Here is a 16984-nt window from a genome sequence, read left to right as displayed (position 1 = left end):
ATGAACCCGCCGCGCCCGCCCGGAATGACCGCGGGCGATGCATAGCGGGCGGGCACGTCGGCCGGGCCGATCCGGGTCGCCTCTTTCGTTCGGGTATCGACCGCGAACACCGCGCTGTCGATGTTCGTTTCCTTCAGCGAGACGAGGATCGTCCGGTCGTCGATCCAGCCGAGCGGCACGCAGTTCGCGCCAGACTCGTAGACCGTTTCCGTTTCGCCGGTGTCGACGTTGACCGTGAACACATCGAATTGGCCTGGATGGCGGCGGTTGCTCGAATATACGAGCCGGCTTCCGTCCGGCGACCAGCCCGCCGGGTAATGGAAATGCTCCGGCGAATGGACGAGCCGCTTGGGAACCGGCGTTTCACGCTCCGGTTCGGCTTCCCCGTGCTCCTCCTCGAGCAGCTCCTCCCCGGCCTCTTCGAGCGTCCGGTCCGGGCTGTGATCGAGCACATATAATTGTTGCTTCTCATCCCCGTGACGGTCCATCCCGATCACCGTCCGCTGCCCGTCCGGCGAATGGAACACACTCAGCACCCGGTCCGGCGTCTCCGCAAAACGCACCGGCTCCCCCTCTTCACCAAGCGTCCAAACCTGCGGAATCCCCGTGATCTTCGAAATGAACGTGAACGTCTCGTGCTGCGGAATTGCCTGCGGCTCATCAGCCGAATTCACCGTCAAATACTCCAGCAACAGCTCTTCCTCCTGCATACCGATCCCCCTCCTGATACTTCCTCACTCGAAATATCACTTTTCGGAATAGTATAGCATAAATCCCCCGGGGCGTCGGGGGTGATTTCTATGGTGAGTGTCATTGGAGGCGGCGCGAGTGTCATCGGAGGGCCCGCGAGTGTCATCGGAAACGCCTCGAGTGTCATCGGAGGGCCAACGCGCAACCGCAACCATCCAAAAAAGCAAACGAACCTCATCCCTCTGGACAGGCTCGCTTGCTCAGGTCGTGCTGTTGCCTTTCATTAACTATAAACACTGGCGCATGTGCCGGCTGCCGGTTCGTAGAAGCAATGGTTTTTGAACTGGCCCGTGAACGGCTGCCCGTACCAGGTCGGCGGGCACGGCGCATAGGGATTGAAATACCAGAGGGCATATTTCGCCGGGTGGACCCGCCAGTAATCCAGCGTCTGCCGGGCGAGCCGCTTCTCCGACTCGCGCGCCCGCTGATAGAACATATTCCCTTTCTGAACGGCCTCGAATGAATAGTTGCCGCCCTGTATCTGGAAAATCACATCTTCGATCGACCGCACATCGGCAAAATCCAGGCAATCCGCGACCGCCCGGTTGACGATCACATTGCCGACATACAGCATTCCCTGCTTCCCCTCGCCCTCCGCCTCCGCCCGCATCATCCGCGCCATCAAATCCACGTCCTCATTCCGGTACTTCACCCTCGCCAATCCGCACACCTCCACCTGTAAGATATGAAAACCGGAGGCGATCGATGAATGAGTGTCAACTTCAGCGCGGCGAGTGTCAACTTCAGCCGCCTGAATGTCAACTTCATCCGCCCGAGTGTCACTTTCCGGGATGCGAGTGTCAACTTCGCTCAGACACCCGCCAGCTATTGCCCCGCCCCCCTCCTTTCATTACACTTAAAGGAAAGAATTCAGACGACGACAACAGGGGGATGCATCATGACGAGGCTGGAGTTTCGGCAAGTAGAGAAGTCGGCGGGGAATGCGGTGGTGTTTCCCCGGTTTGATTTGAGCGTGGAGGCGGGGAGTTTTGCGGCGGTGCAGTGCGATCATGAGGCGGGGCGCCGGCTGATCGGGCTCGTGACGGGGATGGAGCCGCTGCTTCACGGAGAGGTCCGGTTCGGCGGAGAGCCGGTGGCGGGCCGGTTCCGGGAGCTTTCCGGGCGGATCGGGGTGCTCCTGCTCGACGATGAGCTGTACGAGCGGCTGACGCCGGCCGAGTATTTGCGCCTGTTCCGGGATCTGCACGGGGGCGGGGCGCCGGTTGATGAGCTGCTCCGGAGGGTCGGGCTCGCCGACAAGACGGCCGTCCGGTCGGGGAAGCTTTCCCGTTCCGAGAAGCGGCGGCTGCAGCTGGCGCGGGCGATCGTGCACGGGCCGGAACTGCTGCTGCTCGAGGAGCCCGAGCAGAACCTCGACATCGAGAGCCGCGTCATCCTGCAGCGCGTACTCGGAGAATTTACCGCGGCGGGCGGCTCGGTGCTGCTGACGACGAGCAACCTCGAGAACGCCGTCGCAATGACCGACACCGTCTACCGGCTGAACCGGGACGGGCTGAAGCGGATCGACCTCGCGCCAGAAGAGGATCCGGCGGCCGAAGAGGAAGAGNCCCGCCAGTAATCCAGCGTCTGCCGGGCGAGCCGCTTCTCCGACTCGCGCGCCCGCTGATAGAACATATTCCCTTTCTGAACGGCCTCGAATGAATAGTTGCCGCCCTGTATCTGGAAAATCACATCTTCGATCGACCGCACATCGGCAAAATCCAGGCAATCCGCGACCGCCCGGTTGACGATCACATTGCCGACATACAGCATTCCCTGCTTCCCCTCGCCCTCCGCCTCCGCCCGCATCATCCGCGCCATCAAATCCACGTCCTCATTCCGGTACTTCACCCTCGCCAATCCGCACACCTCCACCTGTAAGATATGAAAACCGGAGGCGATCGATGAATGAGTGTCAACTTCAGCGCGGCGAGTGTCAACTTCAGCCGCCTGAATGTCAACTTCATCCGCCCGAGTGTCACTTTCCGGGATGCGAGTGTCAACTTCGCTCAGACACCCGCCAGCTATTGCCCCGCCCCCCTCCTTTCATTACACTTAAAGGAAAGAATTCAGACGACGACAACAGGGGGATGCATCATGACGAGGCTGGAGTTTCGGCAAGTAGAGAAGTCGGCGGGGAATGCGGTGGTGTTTCCCCGGTTTGATTTGAGCGTGGAGGCGGGGAGTTTTGCGGCGGTGCAGTGCGATCATGAGGCGGGGCGCCGGCTGATCGGGCTCGTGACGGGGATGGAGCCGCTGCTTCACGGAGAGGTCCGGTTCGGCGGAGAGCCGGTGGCGGGCCGGTTCCGGGAGCTTTCCGGGCGGATCGGGGTGCTCCTGCTCGACGATGAGCTGTACGAGCGGCTGACGCCGGCCGAGTATTTGCGCCTGTTCCGGGATCTGCACGGGGGCGGGGCGCCGGTTGATGAGCTGCTCCGGAGGGTCGGGCTCGCCGACAAGACGGCCGTCCGGTCGGGGAAGCTTTCCCGTTCCGAGAAGCGGCGGCTGCAGCTGGCGCGGGCGATCGTGCACGGGCCGGAACTGCTGCTGCTCGAGGAGCCCGAGCAGAACCTCGACATCGAGAGCCGCGTCATCCTGCAGCGCGTACTCGGAGAATTTACCGCGGCGGGCGGCTCGGTGCTGCTGACGACGAGCAACCTCGAGAACGCCGTCGCAATGACCGACACCGTCTACCGGCTGAACCGGGACGGGCTGAAGCGGATCGACCTCGCGCCAGAAGAGGATCCGGCGGCCGAAGAGGAAGAGCACCCGGTGGAAGAAGTGCCGCCGGCCCCCGCTCCGGACGCGGCAGAAACCCCGGATGCGGCAGACGGGCCGTCCTCCTTCCAGATCCGGTTCGACAAGGTGCCGGCGAAGGTGAACGACAAGCTGATTTTATTTGACCCGACGGAGATCGTGTTCGTCGAGAGCACCGACGGGGTGTCGATGCTGCATGTGAACGGCGAGACCTTCCCGTGTGCGCTCACGCTCGGCGATCTGGCCGGACGGCTCGAGCCGTTCGGATTTTTCCGGTGCCACCGGTCGTATCTCGTGAACCTGCAGCGTGTGCGCGAGGTGATCACGTGGACGCGGAACAGCTATAGCCTGATCCTCGAAGACCCAAATAAAAGCTCGGTTCCGCTCTCCAAGGGAAAGTACGCCGAATTGAAGACGTTTCTCGGCATCTAGGGCGCTCCATCGGCCTGAAATGGTGCTCCGTTCAGCCGTCCTATGCTCCGTTCACCCTTCCCTCTGCTCCTTTCGCCTTGATGTTACTGCGTTCCTGCCGAATCCGCGGTACATTGGAGTCAAGCAAGGGACAACAGAGAAAAGGGGCGGAAACATGGAGAACATCATCGAGGTGCGCAGCCTCGTCAAATCATTCGGAAACAAAACGGCGCTTAAAAATGTGGATTTTAATGTGCGCAAAGGAGAGACGATCGGCTTCCTCGGACCGAGCGGATCGGGCAAGACGACGACGATCAAGATCCTCACCGCTCAGCTCGCGCCGACAGCCGGCGACGTCCGGGTGTTCGGCGAGCCGGTCGATCAATTGAAGGACCCGGCGCGTATGAGCCGCATCGGCATCCTCACTGACAACAGCGGTCTGTACGACCGGCTGACAATCGCCGACAACCTCGGCTTGTACGCAGACCTCTATGGAACGGACCGCCGGCGGGTCGCGGAAGCGCTCGAGATGGTCAGCCTGACGGGCGAGGAAAAGACGCCCGTCCAGAAGCTGTCCAAAGGGATGAAACAGCGTGTGACGCTTGCGCGGGCGATTTTGCACAAGCCGGATCTGCTGTTCCTCGACGAGCCGACGTCCGCGCTCGACCCGGTGAACACCCGGAACATCCATGAAGGATTGAAAGAACTCAACCGCGCCGGGACGACGATCTTCCTGACGACGCACGACATGAATGAGGCCGAATCGCTCTGCGACCGGGTCGCGTTCCTGCACGACGGGGAGATCCGGCTTTTCGATACGCCGCAGAACTTAAGGACGGGCCAAGGCCGGCCGACGATTTCGGTTTTATTGAAGGACCGGCAGACGGTGACGGTCGAGCCTAATGCCGACGGGGCCGCCGTAATTGCCGGTTACATGGAAAGCGGCGAACTGCTCACGATCCACTCAAATGAACCGACGCTCGGCGACTTGTTCGTCCAGCTCACAGGGAGGAAACTCGGATGACTTTTTCAATGAAACGCGTGAATGCGATTTTTATGAAAGACTGGAAAGACATGCAGCGCAACGGCTACGTGCTCATCACGCTCTCCTTCCCGCTCGTGCTTGCCGCCGTGTTCGGCCGGATGGGTGAAAGCAACGCCGCACTCGCCGCCTTCACGATCAACTTCGCGCTCGTCATCGCCGGTGCGTTCGTCCAGGCCGCGATGGTCGCGGAGGAAAAGGAAAAGAACACCTTGCGCGGGCTGCTCCTGTCGCCGGCAAGCACTGTTGAGATTCTGGTCGGCAAAAGCCTGCTGAGCGGCACGGCGACCGTGCTGATCATCATCGCTTGCGTCTTCCTCGCGGGATTCACGGTGCCTTCTTTGCCGATGGCGGCCGTCAGCATCTTCCTCGGTCTCATCACTTTCCTCTCCATCGGCACGCTGCTCGGCCTGCTCTCCCGCACCGTCATGGAAACGAGCATCATCGGCATGCCCGTCATGCTCATCTTCGGAATGGCCGGCATGTTCAAATCGCTGATCACCAATGAAACCATCCTCGCCCTCATCGACTGGCTCCCCGGCGAGCAGTTGCTCGCCGTGTGGGAAGGACTGGAAAGTGGAACGGGGATCGCGGGGGAACCTGCTGATCCTCGCCGCCTGGGCAGTCGCCGCCGTCGCCGTGACGGTCGTCGTGTATAAGAAGCGGCGGATGGATTGATGGATTGAATTGAAAGAAGCGTTCGCCTGTGCGAACGCTTCTTTTGGATGGATTGGATGGGGTTAAACCGGCCGGATTGCGCCTCCGCCTCACGCGCCGCATCCTCGGCGGCGTCTGCACGGAACTTCTTCCTGAACAGAACGGCGAGGAGGATGAGGAGGACGGCGGCGATGGCGGTCGTCATGTAGATCGGTTCGTACGCCCGGTGCGCGGCGACGCTGAAGGCTTCGCGGAGGGCGTCCTGGACGTCCGTCGACGGGATTTTGGCGATGGCGCTTTGGATGTCGCTGTAGTTGGTGCCTTCGATGCTTTCCATGGAACCGGGCGGCATGGCGGCCGGGTCGACGCCGTGTTCCTGGAGTTTTTCCGGGATGATGTCGCCGATCTGGCTGAAGCCGCGCTGGATCATGGCACCGAAGACGGTCGGCGAGATGGTGAGGCCGATCTGGCGCGCAACGCTCAGGGTGCCGAGCGCGGAGCCTTTCTGGGTGCCGGCGGCGTTCGAGGTGAGGACCGTGAGCGGTGCCCCGAGGACGAAGCCGAAGCCGATGCCGGCGATGACCGAGAAGATGATGAATGTGACTTTCGTGTCGGTGAAGAGGCTGAGTCCGCCGAAGCCGATGATCGAGATGATCCCGGACATGATGAGCGTGCGGACCGGGCCCTGCTTGTCGACGAAGTAGCCTCCGCCGCCTGCGCCGATGCCAGATGCGAGGGCGAGCGGCGTCATCCAGTAGCCGGATTTGGCGGCCGGGATGCCGAGGATCTGTTCGGCGAACGACGGGATGAAGATGATCGCGCCGATGAATGTTCCGGACAGGAGCGCCATGATCATCGTGACTGAGTACGTTGTCTTGCGCAGCAGGCTGTACGGGAGAATCGGGTCGATCTGCTGTTTTTGTTCACTGCGTTTTTCAACGACGATGAGCGCCGCGAAGATGGCGACTCCGAGGAGGAGCAGGCCGAGTACGCTCGCGTTGAGCAGGCTGCCCTGTCCGAGGTTGTTGATCGCGAACATGATGCTCAAGATCGAGAACGACAGGAGCAGGATGCCGAGGAAGTCGATCTTCGACAGCACTTCTTCCTTCGATTCCTGAAGGGTGAAGAACCCGAGAGTGAAGTTGCCGTTTTCCACTTGCCGGGTGATCCCGTCGATCCGCTTCGGCAGAGCTTTCAGCATCGGGATCAGGTTCAGCAGATCGTCTTCACCGAATCCAGCGCGGTTTTCTTGAGATTGCCGATTTTCAGGATGCTCTTCATGTAAGAATCGAGGACGTCCGCCAGGTTGAATTCCGGGTCGACCGTCTGCAGGCTGCCCTGCAGGATGATGAGGCTCCGGAATGCCGTCGCGACGTCCGGGTAGAACTGCAGGCTGAACCGGCCCATGATGTCGAACAGGTCCTTGCCCATCTCGTCGAGGATGTCGCCTTCGAATGAGTGCTCCGCGAGAAACTGGCTGAGCGCCTGCTCAAGGCTTCTCGTGTCGATTTCATCACTATTCTCGACGAGGCTTTTCACGCCGGTGACCATCGAGTCGGCGTTGCTGCGGATGATGCCGATGAGCAGCCATTTGAAACCGTTCCGCTGGATGTCCGACAGTCGGCCGACCGACCCGAAGTCGATGAACGCCGGCTGGCCGTCGCGCAGGAGCAGGATATTGCCCGGATGCGGATCGCCGTGGAACAGCCCCTTTTCAAAAATCTGGGTGAGCATTTCGCGGAACAGGTCGTCCGCGAGCCGGGCACGGGCTTCCGGATCGCGGTGCAGCACCCGGCCGGCCTTGCTGAGGCTCACGCCGTCGAGATACTCCATCACGAGCACATCCGGCGTCGAATACTCCTTGTACGCGACCGGAATATAAACGTCCGGGCTCTCCTCCTTCTTCATCTGCCGGATGTTGTTGAACTCATGGGAGAAATCGATTTCCTCGTGCAAATTCTGGATGAACCCCTCCGTCAGCGACTTGATGCCGATCCGCCGGGCCCACGCCGCTTTTCTGGCAAGAAGATCCGCGAAACTCGTTAAAATATTGAGGTCGACCGCCAGCTGTTTGCGGAGCGCGGGCCGCAGCACTTTCACGATCACCCGGCGGCCGTTTTTCAGCGTCGCCCGGTGGACCTGGGCGATCGACGCCGCGGCGAGCGGCTCATCATCGAATTCGCGGAAGACCTCATCCACCGGACGGCCGAGCTGCGCGCGGATAACTTCGCGGATCTGATCGACCGGGACCGGCTCGACCTGTTCCTGCAGCTTCGACATCTCTTCCCGGAACTCCGCCGGGAACAAGTCCGAGCGTCGACAGGAACTGGCCGAACTTCACGAAAATCCCGCCCGCCTTCTCAAGCGTATTGCGGAACGCGGCCGCCGTCTCCCTGCTGCGGATCCCGCCGCCCGGCCGGAGCGTGCTCTTCAAGAGGCCGTTCTTTGAGACGATCGTCAGCAGATTCAAGTAGCGGAGACGGGAAGAAAAGAAATACCTCAGCCGGCCGAAGAAACCGGGCGCATCCTCCAGTTCCTCCTCATGCCCCGACATCATCTCCAGGATGAGCGAAAACCCCATCGACACGACGACGAGCGTGATGAAGTACAGGAACGTGTAATGGTCAAAATAGAAAATCCTCGTCTGCGGGCCGGCACTCCGCAGATGGAACACGTAGTACGCCGCACTCGAGAAGACGAGGGAAAAGAGGGAGGCGATCACCGCCTTCCCCCGGACATTTTCACTCCCGATCAGCCGGTAGCTGATGAAGCTGAACAAAATAAACAGCACAATCGAAACAATCATGGAATCCCCTCCAACCGAACCGTATCGACACGGGCGCCTTTTGGTTGGACTCTACCCTTCCGCGGCCGTCTTGGAACTTTGTCTTAAGTGATGCTTCTATTGTACGGGGCGAAGTTGAACGGAAGATGAACGGGAGATTTCAAAATGAAGAAAAGCCATCCGTCTGCTCGGCGGATGGCCTCTGGTGTGTTGATCGGTTTTCAGTCTGACTGCGGCGGAGCGGCGGCGGGATCCTTCTGGTAATTCAAATCCCAGGTGAACCCGAACCGATCCTCCACCTTCGCAAAGGTCGCCCCCCAGAACGTCTCCTGCAGCTCCATCAGCCGGCGCCCCTCCTCCAGCAGCGCATCATACAAACGATGGATCTCCTCCTCCGACTCACAATCAATCATGAACGACACACTCCGAATCGGAATCTCCGGCTCCGGTTCAGTCGAATCCGCCAACATCAACTCCAGGCAAGGCCCCTTCAAATGGCAATGAATCAAAAACTCCTCCGCCCCCTCAGGCGTCGGAAACTCCGCATCCCCATACCGTTGCCGATCCACCGTCTCCAACCCGAACAAATCCCCATAAAACACCGCCGCCTCCGCGGCCCGTCCATAAAACATCAAATAAGGCATACATTTCTTCATCCCACTCACCGCTTTCCTCTTCTTGTCCCTATCATACCCGTTGGGGCGGGGTGGGATAACATTTGGGGGTGAGGGGGTTGGCACGCGGGGGGCGAGTGTTATCGGAGAGGGGCGAGTGTTAGCGCATCGGGCGTGAGTGTCATCGGAGAGGCTACGAGTGCCATCTGAGGGCAGTAAGTATTAGCGATAAGGGAAGGTTGTGGCGACGGGGGCGTGTTGTCGGAAAAGTCGCGAGTGTTAGCGCGCGGGACGTGAGTGTTAGCGGAGAAGCCGCCAGTGTTAACGGAGAGAGGGCGAGTGTTATCGCGCGGGCTGCGAGTGTCATCGGAGGGGCTTAGTTTCGCATAATCCAATTTTGGGGCACTTTTTCATGTCAATTTTCAAAAGTGACATCGGATTTTGCTTCATTTTTGAAAGTTGGAGAGTTGACTTCAGTTGCATCTGCTGGTGTGCTATCGTCTCATCAAAGGGGTGATTCGATGAGCGAGAGGGGTTATCCGGTTGAGCTGCTTCGGGCGGAACGGTCGGAGTTCAGGCTTATTTCGGGCCATGTGAAGAGGGATTTCTTTAATGAACAGACGGACCGGATCCGGGCTGGGTATAAAGGGGAACTTTCTGTTGACCAGTATTTGGTTCATGCCAATTTGCCCTGTTGGTGGAGGGTTTTGCGGGACGTCCGCCTGCGGATCAACGACGATTACATCGTGCAGTTTGATACGTTGGTTTTCACAGAGCGGGGTATTTGGATCATTGAGGCCAAGATGATTCGGGGAACATTGGAGTGGAAAGAGTTTCCGAGACGGATGGAACGAGTGAGGGACGATGGTTCGATTCTAACTTTCGACTGTCCGATCATCCAGGTGGAGAATCAGAAAGTGGTACTCCGCGGTTGGCTGCAGTCGCGCAATCTGGACATGCCGGTGAATGGAGTGGTCGGCTTTGCGACCCGGAATACGTGGGTGAACCTTCCGGATAACTTTACCATTTTATCCGTGAAAGAGCTCCCCTCCTTTCTCAACGCCCAGGTCAGGAATTCCCGGTTCTCTGCCGTCGAAACTGGTGTCAGGGCATTTGACAGCATCCGATTTGCGCAGTTGGGGCCGGATGAGACCCCATCAAGCGAGCGCCAAGGATTGACCAGCCGCGACTTCCTCCATGGATTGATCTGCGAATCTTGCCGGGGCCGGCTAAAGCGCGGAACTCAGAGGAGCTACACATGCCTTTCCTGCGGGCAGCCCGATCCGGACGAACCCATTGCCCGGGCCCTGCTCGATTATGTCCTCACGATCCGGCCCGTGGTCACAACGAAAGAATTCACCCGCTTCGCCCAAATCGTGCCGGAAGCTACAGCTCGGCGCTGTTTAAACAGGCATCTGTCCCCGGTCGGCTGGGGACCAAACGCCGCCTTCGCCTTCTATCCCGGTCACCATCTTGATTCCACTCGGCTAAAGAAAAGGCAACCGGGTTGATTGACCATGGATCCCCATATCGATGCGCCTCCCGCGACCTTGCGATCACACTCGCGCGTCCTGCGATGACACTCGGCCTGCTTCCGATTACACTCACCACGTCGTCTTGCAAACACACCCTTCTCTCAAGTGCATGGACATGCGATAACTTTCCCGACCGCACACGCCTTCCGATAACACTCGACCCACTTCCGATGACACTCGGACGCCTTCCGATGACACTCACCCTACGAAAGCCGACACCCAACCAACAAGACCCCATCCCCCACACGGGGACGGGGCCTTCCTTCATTTCTTACACTCAAATTCATAGCCGCTGGTGAGCGGTTTGGTGATATTCAAATCGTATTGTCCGCCGTTTTCTTCGCATCCGTCGATCAGTGCTTTGATCTCTTTTGTGTTGAAGTAGGTCATCAATACGATGGTGAGGACGGCGATCAATAAGATGAGTCCGCCGGCGAGGATGAATTTCTGATTGGTGCTCATGGTTTTCATGGATGGTTCCTTTCCGCCAAGCTTGATTTCGTGCGTTTGGGGGCCGTGATGGCGCCGATGAGGTAGATGAGCCCCGTGGCGGCGATGATTTTCTTCATGTTCACACCACCCGGTTCGCGGGCTGGCGTCCTTCGAGGCAGTCTGTGATGGTTTCCGCGTTCAGTTTCATCATGGCGAGCCTTGTTTTGATGCTGGCGCTGCCGATGTGGGGCAGCGCGGTGACATTCGGCAGTTCGAGCAGCGGGTGCTCCAGGCCGATCGGTTCTTCTTCGAAGACGTCGAGTCCGGCGGCCCAGATCTGCCCGCTCCGCAGCGCGTCATACAGGGCTTCTTCGTCAATGATCCCTCCGCGGGCGGCGTTCACCAGCACGGCCGTCTCCTTCATGAGTCCAAGTTCGCGTGCGCCGATGAGGCCGCGGGTTTCGTCGGTCAGCGGGGTGAGCACGACGATGAAGTCGGACCGGCGCAGCAAATCATCGAGCCCCGAGTACCGGAAGCCGTGCATCGATTCGGCTTCGGGTTTGCGGGTGCGGTTGTGGTAGAAGACGTCCATGTCGAAGCCTCGGGCGCGCCGGGCGACGCCTTCGCCGATGCGGCCCATGCCGATGATGCCGAGCGTGGCGCCGAAGATGTCCTGGCCGGTGAAGCCCATTGGTGTCCATGATTTCCACTCGCCCGCACGGAGCGCCTTTTCCGCCTGGCCGGTGCGGCGTGCGGCGGCGAGCATGAGGGTGAACGCGAGGTCGGCGGTCGTTTCGGTGAGGACGCCGGGCGTGTTCGTGACGGCGACACCGTGTTCTTTCGCCGCTTCGGTGTCGATGTTGTTGTAGCCGACGGCCATGTTCGCGACGATTTCCAGATTCTTCGCCCGCCCGAACAGTTCCCGGTCGACTTCCTCGGAAATCACCGTCCAGAGCGCGTGGGCCGTCTCGGCCTTTTCGAGCAGCACGTCCCGCGGAACCGGCTCGTCCTCGCTCCCCCACATGTCCACGTCAAACCTCTCCCGGAGCGGCGCGACCGCCTCGTCGGGCAGCTGCCGCGTGATGAAGACCGTCTTTTTCAAATCCCCCATCCCCTTTCGAAGTTAAATGAACCGAAGGAAAAGCCGCCGGATTTCATGTTCCGGCGGCTTTGGTGATCCGGCTCGTTATTCCGCTGCGACCGGTTCTTTTTCCTTCATTTCCTCTTCTTCTTCGACGAGGTCCAGCTGGTCGAGAAGTCGGAGAAGTCGGCGGCGGTTGATCTTGTGGCCTTCCTTCCGCATTTCGAGGAGGATCCAGTCCGGGTCGTCGACGCCCTCGGTTTCCATGAGGCGGCGGATGACGAGGATATCCTCCTTGTCGCGGTCGGACAGCTTGTTGTCCGGCCGGTTCATATAGTTGTAATAGCCGCTTTCGGACACGTCGAGCGTCATGCACAGGCGGCGGACTTTATGCTCTTCCTTCATCTCCGTGATGGCGTCGAAGCGGTCGGTTTTTTTGATCTTGACCATCGAAAGGAATTTCTGGAGGATTTCGTTTTCCTCGCGGAGACGCCGGGTTTCGCGCTCGAGTTCACGCATACGGCGGTTCGGGTCGACGGACGGCGTTTTCGGCTGGCGGCCGCGTTTTTTCGGGATCAGGCCTTCCTCCCCCTCGGCTTCAAAGGCGTCAATCCAGTTTTTGAGAGTGTTCGGATGGATGCCGAGCTCACGTGCCACGGCTCCCCTTTTCCGTTTTTTCCCGGTCACTTCTTTGACTGCCCGGAGCCTTTGTTCAAATGTTTTTTGTGGTTTGGTGCCCTTCTCTTCATTTGCGGTTCCCGCCATGCTCTTCTCTCCTTTGGACAAATTATTCATTGACGCAATTATAACAAATATTTCATCACCTTTGTCCATGATTGAAGGAGGAATTTTATTTTTTTATATAGGAATTTTGGCGGGTTTTTAAATTATAAGTCGTCAAACCCGTTCAGGTCGCTCGTTTTCGTGTATTGGCGCGAAGTCTGCTCGAAGAAGTCCGTTTTCGTGTTGTCGAATGAGTCGACGTACGCGCGGATCCACTTCATCGGATTGTCGGTATGCTCTTCATAAAGTTCGCTGAGGCCGAGCATCCGCAACATTTTATTCGCGCGGTATTTAATGTAGCCTTCCATCTCGTCCGGGTCGATTCCGTCGATGCCGTCGAGCACATAGCGGCTCCATTCGGTCTCCTGCTCGACGGAATGGCGGTAGGCGTCGTAGATCCATTCGGTGAATTCCGGCGTGTTGAGCTCCGGATTTTCCCCCATCGCCGCGCGGAAGACGTCGCTCATCGCCTTGCCGTGCTCTAGTTCGTCGCGGTTGATGTAGCTGATCATCGTCGACGTGCCGACCATTTTTCCGTTTCGCGCCAGGTTATAGAAGAACGCGAACCCGGAATAAAAGAAGAGGCCTTCGAGCAGCGTCGTGTACACCATCGACTTGAGCGCGTTCCCGACGGTCGGATTTTCCGCAAAGTCGTTGTACACCTCGGCGATCCGTTCATTCCGTTTCAGAAGAACCGCGTCCCGGCGGCCCATTTCGAATGACTTCACCTGGTTGTCGAACGTCGTGACCGAGCTCAGCACATACGCGTAGCTGTGGTTGTGCTCGCTTTCCTGGTCGGCGATCGTGGCGAACAGTGACTTCACCGACGGGTCCGTCACGTATGCAGACAGCTTCGCAGCCACGTCGGTCTGCGGCCCGTCGAGCGTCGCGAGCAGCCCGATGATCTTCAGGAACGCGTCCCGCTCTGGGGGCGTGAGCTGCGTGAACTGCTTCACATCCTGTGTCATATCGACTTCGTTGGCCGTCCAGAACAAGGACCGGATGCGCTGGCGGAGCTTGTAGAAATGAGGATATTTCAGGTCATTCCAGTTCAGGATGCCGCTCGCCTCTCCGCCGAAAATGGCCGTCGCCCGGTTCGGATTCACCGGTTCGAGGACCTTCACTCGTGTGAGACGGGTGTCTGTCGTTGTATTCATGATGGCGTCACTCCTTTGTTGGTGTTGGTGCAGCGCGGAAATGCGGCTTACTCGCGTGCAATTGCGGCTCACTCGGGCGCGGCGCAGCTTGCCCGCCCTGTCCAAGATCGCCGCCGCTTCACGCCGTCACTTCCCGCAGGACGGATGCAATCTCCCCCGCCCACCTGGCCACCCGCGCTTCCTGCTCTCCGCGCGGGCTCTGTTCGATTTTCAGCGGGGGCATCGGGGATTCGTAGAAGCGGGCGAGTTTCACGGCGGCACGGCAGAACAGGTCGTCTCCGCCGAACTGGGTGTCGCCGGTTCCGAACACGAACACGCGGGGCGGCTTGTAGCCGACGTCGAGGATGAAGTCCTTTACTTCTTCCGGGACGGCGCCTTCCGCCCATGTGAATGAACCGACGACGAGCGCGTCATGGCGCGACACGTCCGGCACCCGTTCCGTGCCGATCCGGTGCAGTTCCGCCCGGCAGCCGGCCGCCCCGAGCGCGTCCGCCAACAGCTCCGCCGCTTCTTTCGTGTTGCCGCTGTACGTGGCGTAGGCGATGAGCACGTTATTCATCTGAAAGCACCCCCTCCTTATCGAGACCTCTCAGCACAGTATTTGCTTAACATTCGTGACTGTTTGCTTAACATTCGGAACTATTTGCTTAACATTCGCAGCAGTTTGCTTAACATCCAACCCGATTTGCTTAACATTCGCCGCGTCCTGCCCCCCGGCCGCCGCCAAAATCACGACTGGCACCACTCGCACTCGTCCACGTCACTCGCGGTCGACCGCGTATAATACGTCGTCTTCATGCCGGATTTCCACGCCTGCAAGTGCAGGTCGAGCAGCACGCTCGCGCGGATTGTATTCGGGACGTATAGATTGAAAGAAATCGACTGGTCGATGTGGCGCTGGCGGGCGGCGTTTTGCCGGACGCTCCAGCGCTGGTCGACGATGTAGGCCGACCGGCGGTAAATGTCGTATGTGCGGTGGTCGAGGTCCGGGGCGACGACGGGCAGTTTATAGTCTTTCTTTTCCTCATGGTAAAACGGCTTGAACACCGGGTCGATCGAAGCGGTGGAGCCGGCGATGACGGACGTCGACGAGTTCGGCGCGACGGCCATCATGTAGCCGTTGCGGACGCCGTATTCCGCGACCGCCGCCTGCAGTTCCGTCCAGCGCTCACCGCCGTATCCGCGACTCTCAAAATACCCGCCGGTCTGCCAGTCCGACCCTTCGCAGAGCGGATACGCGCCCTTCTCCCGGGCCAGTTCCATCGACGCGCGGATCGTGTGGTACGCAATCTCTTCATATAATACGTCCGCCCGCTCGACCGCCTCATCCGACTCCCAGTGCACGCCTTCCTTTGCGAGCAGATGATGCCAGCCGAACGTGCCGAGGCCGATCCCGCGGTAGCGCGCGTTCGTGACCCCGGCCTGCAGCACGGGGATCTGATTCAGATCGATGACGTTGTCGAGCATCCGGACCTGAATCTCAATCAGCCGACCGAGCACGCCCGCCGGCACCGCCTTGCCGAGGTTGATCGACGACAGATTGCAGACGACGAAATCCCCCGGCGTCCGGCGGCTCACGATCACCCCGTCCTCCAGCGTCTCCTGCGACGCCCCGGTCGCGCTCATGTTCTGCGCGATCTCCGAGCACAAGTTCGACGAGTAGATCATCCCCTCATGCTTGTTCGGATTCATCCGGTTCACCTCGTCGCGGTAAAACATGAACGGCACGCCGGTTTCAAGCTGGCTGCGCATGATGCGCTTCATGATGTCGATGGCCGGGACTTTTTCGGAAGAAATGCCGGGGTGCGCCACGCACTGGAAATACCGTTCGCGGAACGATCCGTCCCCGCGCCGCTCGTCATAGAAATCCTCGAGCGACCAGCCCATCACGGAGCGGACTTCATGCGGATCGAACAAATGCCAGTCGCCGCGCGCGTCGACCTGCTCCATGAACAAGTCCGGCAGGCAGACCCCGGTGAAGATATCATGCGCGCGCAGCCGCTCGTCGCCGTTGTTGAGCTTCAGGTCGAGGAATGTCAGGATGTCCTTGTGCCACACATCGAGATACACCGCGACCGCCCCCTGGCGCTGGCCGAGCTGATCGACGGAAACCGCCGTATTGTTCAGCTGCTTGATCCACGGAAGCACGCCGCTCGACGCGCCCTTGAACCCTCGGATCGCCGAGCCCCGAGCCCGGACTTTCCCCATGTAGACGCCGATGCCGCCGCCGTATTTCGAGAGGTTCGCGATGTCGGTGTTCGAATCATAGATCCCCTGAAGCGAATCATCGACCGTATCGATAAAGCAGCTCGACAGCTGCCCGTGCGGCTTTCCGGCATTCGCGAGCGTGGGCGTCGCCACGGTCATATACAGATTCGAGAGTGCCCAGTACGCTTCTTTTATTTTCCCGAGGCGATCTTCGGTCTCGTTGCGCATGAGCGTCATCGCGATGACGAGCCAGCGCTCCTGCGGCAGCTCGACCGGCTTTTTCGTGAAATCCGTCGCGACGTACCGGTCGGTGAGCGTCTTCAGGCCGGTATACGTGAACAGCCGGTCGCGCGACGGATCGATGAATCGGCCGATCTCCGCGAGCTCTTCCCGAGAGTAAGACGAGGCGAGTGTTTTTGCATAAAGCCCCCCGGCGGCGAGCTCCTGAACGTGGCGCGGGAAATCCGCGTACGGATCGGCGAGGCCCCGGCGGTCCGCCTGGTCTCGGTACAGCCGGCCGAGCAGGATCCGCGCCGCCACATCCGTCCAGAACGTCTCGCTCTCATCCACCTGCGCAAGCGCCTCGCGGATCAGATGCGCCGCGAAATTCGGATCACCCTCCCCGTGGCGGGCAGTGTAGGTTTCCGCAGAGCGGCGGAGCGGCGCGATTTTCTCGGGCGTGAATTCCTCTTCAAGAGATTGGATGATGGTAAGCTGATCAGTCGGTTTTGAGACCATGGTGATTCCTCCTTTTGGTGGGTGGAACGGTTGT

Annotated in this window: 15 protein-coding genes and 3 pseudogenes; 5 read left to right on the top strand and 13 right to left on the bottom strand. The window is 59.7% G+C overall.

Features of this window, described 5'->3' with window-relative positions; translation table 11 throughout:
* A pseudogene (locus BN1189_RS06835) lies at positions 1–710 on the bottom strand (PD40 domain-containing protein); the annotation flags it as partial.
* Positions 711–973: 263 nt separating this feature from the next.
* The gene (locus BN1189_RS06830; protein ID WP_040226780.1) at positions 974–1411 is read right to left on the bottom strand and encodes a cell wall hydrolase; all 438 of its coding nucleotides are present in this window, start codon (positions 1409–1411) and stop codon (positions 974–976) included.
* Between the two features lie 48 nt (positions 1412–1459).
* Between BN1189_RS06830 and BN1189_RS06825 the strand changes: the two genes are divergently transcribed.
* Positions 1460–2329, top strand: a complete 870-nt coding sequence (locus BN1189_RS06825; RefSeq protein ID WP_441296252.1) for an ABC transporter ATP-binding protein — start codon at positions 1460–1462, stop codon at positions 2327–2329.
* Here the strand turns inward: BN1189_RS06825 and BN1189_RS06820 are convergent.
* Positions 2320–2610: pseudogene (locus BN1189_RS06820) on the bottom strand (cell wall hydrolase); the annotation flags it as partial. The gene BN1189_RS06825 and the pseudogene BN1189_RS06820 overlap by 10 nt on opposite strands.
* 237 nt (positions 2611–2847) lie before the next feature.
* Here BN1189_RS06820 and BN1189_RS06815 point away from each other — a divergent pair.
* The 3 genes from BN1189_RS06815 to BN1189_RS06805 all read left to right on the top strand — a co-directional run bounded on the left by BN1189_RS06815 (position 2848) and on the right by BN1189_RS06805 (position 5619).
* Positions 2848–3939, top strand: a complete 1092-nt coding sequence (locus BN1189_RS06815) for a LytTR family transcriptional regulator DNA-binding domain-containing protein (RefSeq protein ID WP_040226776.1) — start codon at positions 2848–2850, stop codon at positions 3937–3939.
* A 154-nt stretch (positions 3940–4093) separates the two neighbouring features.
* Positions 4094–4942 (top strand): ABC transporter ATP-binding protein, encoded by an 849-nt coding sequence (locus tag BN1189_RS06810; protein ID WP_040226774.1) that lies wholly within the window; start codon positions 4094–4096, stop codon positions 4940–4942.
* The gene (locus BN1189_RS06805; protein ID WP_306610718.1) at positions 4939–5619 is read left to right on the top strand and encodes an ABC transporter permease; all 681 of its coding nucleotides are present in this window, start codon (positions 4939–4941) and stop codon (positions 5617–5619) included. The genes BN1189_RS06810 and BN1189_RS06805 overlap by 4 nt, the downstream gene beginning before the upstream one ends.
* A gap of 455 nt (positions 5620–6074) precedes the next feature.
* Here the strand turns inward: BN1189_RS06805 and BN1189_RS06800 are convergent.
* The 4 genes and pseudogenes from BN1189_RS06800 to BN1189_RS06785 form a co-directional block, all read right to left on the bottom strand.
* Positions 6075–6656 (bottom strand): annotated as a pseudogene (locus BN1189_RS06800) (MFS transporter); the annotation flags it as partial.
* Between the two features lie 173 nt (positions 6657–6829).
* Positions 6830–7897, bottom strand: coding sequence for an ABC1 kinase family protein (locus BN1189_RS06795; RefSeq protein WP_052455695.1), 1068 nt, complete (start codon positions 7895–7897; stop codon positions 6830–6832).
* Entirely contained in the window at positions 7809–8423 is a 615-nt protein-coding gene (locus BN1189_RS06790; protein WP_052455694.1) for a hypothetical protein, read from the bottom strand. The genes BN1189_RS06795 and BN1189_RS06790 overlap by 89 nt, the downstream gene beginning before the upstream one ends.
* Before the next feature lie 200 nt (positions 8424–8623).
* On the bottom strand, positions 8624–9046 hold the full coding sequence (locus tag BN1189_RS06785) for a VOC family protein (RefSeq protein ID WP_257125436.1): 423 nt from the start codon (positions 9044–9046) through the stop codon (positions 8624–8626).
* 491 nt (positions 9047–9537) lie between these two features.
* On the opposite strand from BN1189_RS06785, the gene BN1189_RS06780 reads away from it, so the two are divergent.
* Positions 9538–10527 (top strand): nuclease-related domain-containing protein, encoded by a 990-nt coding sequence (locus BN1189_RS06780; RefSeq protein WP_040226771.1) that lies wholly within the window; start codon positions 9538–9540, stop codon positions 10525–10527.
* Between the two features lie 288 nt (positions 10528–10815).
* Here the strand turns inward: BN1189_RS06780 and BN1189_RS06775 are convergent, their stop codons facing one another.
* The 6 genes from BN1189_RS06775 to BN1189_RS06750 all read right to left on the bottom strand — a co-directional run bounded on the left by BN1189_RS06775 (position 10816) and on the right by BN1189_RS06750 (position 16950).
* On the bottom strand, positions 10816–11022 hold the full coding sequence (locus tag BN1189_RS06775) for a hypothetical protein (RefSeq protein WP_040226769.1): 207 nt from the start codon (positions 11020–11022) through the stop codon (positions 10816–10818).
* 100 nt (positions 11023–11122) lie between these two features.
* Entirely contained in the window at positions 11123–12085 is a 963-nt protein-coding gene (locus tag BN1189_RS06770; RefSeq protein WP_040226767.1) for a 2-hydroxyacid dehydrogenase, read from the bottom strand.
* An 84-nt stretch (positions 12086–12169) separates the two neighbouring features.
* On the bottom strand, positions 12170–12829 hold the full coding sequence (locus BN1189_RS06765) for a transposase (RefSeq protein WP_052455693.1): 660 nt from the start codon (positions 12827–12829) through the stop codon (positions 12170–12172).
* Between the two features lie 122 nt (positions 12830–12951).
* A complete protein-coding gene (locus BN1189_RS06760; protein WP_040226765.1) occupies positions 12952–14004 on the bottom strand; it encodes a ribonucleotide-diphosphate reductase subunit beta in 1053 nt (350 codons plus the stop codon).
* Positions 14005–14122: 118 nt separating this feature from the next.
* Positions 14123–14563: a flavodoxin gene (locus BN1189_RS06755; RefSeq protein ID WP_040226763.1), complete on the bottom strand. Its 441-nt coding sequence runs from the start codon at positions 14561–14563 to the stop codon at positions 14123–14125.
* A gap of 170 nt (positions 14564–14733) precedes the next feature.
* Positions 14734–16950, bottom strand: a complete 2217-nt coding sequence (locus tag BN1189_RS06750; protein WP_040226762.1) for a ribonucleoside-diphosphate reductase subunit alpha — start codon at positions 16948–16950, stop codon at positions 14734–14736.
* Positions 16951–16984: the final 34 nt, after the last annotated feature.

The sequence above is a fragment of the Bhargavaea cecembensis genome (genome assembly GCF_000826125.2).
Taxonomy (GTDB): domain Bacteria; phylum Bacillota; class Bacilli; order Bacillales_A; family Planococcaceae; genus Bhargavaea; species Bhargavaea cecembensis_B.
Note: the sequence above shows the minus strand (reverse complement) of the source record. Positions and strands in the feature narration are given on the sequence as shown.

Coding starts and splice junctions, on each gene's coding strand:
- BN1189_RS06815 (WP_040226776.1), top strand. CDS start 2,848: ATGACGAGGCTGGAGTTTCGGCAAGTAGAGAAGTCGGCGGGGAATGCG.
- BN1189_RS06805 (WP_306610718.1), top strand. CDS start 4,939: ATGACTTTTTCAATGAAACGCGTGAATGCGATTTTTATGAAAGACTGG.
- BN1189_RS06795 (WP_052455695.1), bottom strand. CDS start 7,897: ATGTCGAAGCTGCAGGAACAGGTCGAGCCGGTCCCGGTCGATCAGATC.
- BN1189_RS06765 (WP_052455693.1), bottom strand. CDS start 12,829: ATGGCGGGAACCGCAAATGAAGAGAAGGGCACCAAACCACAAAAAACA.
- BN1189_RS06775 (WP_040226769.1), bottom strand. CDS start 11,022: ATGAAAACCATGAGCACCAATCAGAAATTCATCCTCGCCGGCGGACTC.
- BN1189_RS06785 (WP_257125436.1), bottom strand. CDS start 9,046: ATGCCTTATTTGATGTTTTATGGACGGGCCGCGGAGGCGGCGGTGTTT.
- BN1189_RS06760 (WP_040226765.1), bottom strand. CDS start 14,004: ATGAATACAACGACAGACACCCGTCTCACACGAGTGAAGGTCCTCGAA.
- BN1189_RS06780 (WP_040226771.1), top strand. CDS start 9,538: ATGAGCGAGAGGGGTTATCCGGTTGAGCTGCTTCGGGCGGAACGGTCG.
- BN1189_RS06790 (WP_052455694.1), bottom strand. CDS start 8,423: ATGATTGTTTCGATTGTGCTGTTTATTTTGTTCAGCTTCATCAGCTAC.
- BN1189_RS06810 (WP_040226774.1), top strand. CDS start 4,094: ATGGAGAACATCATCGAGGTGCGCAGCCTCGTCAAATCATTCGGAAAC.
- BN1189_RS06750 (WP_040226762.1), bottom strand. CDS start 16,950: ATGGTCTCAAAACCGACTGATCAGCTTACCATCATCCAATCTCTTGAA.
- BN1189_RS06755 (WP_040226763.1), bottom strand. CDS start 14,563: ATGAATAACGTGCTCATCGCCTACGCCACGTACAGCGGCAACACGAAA.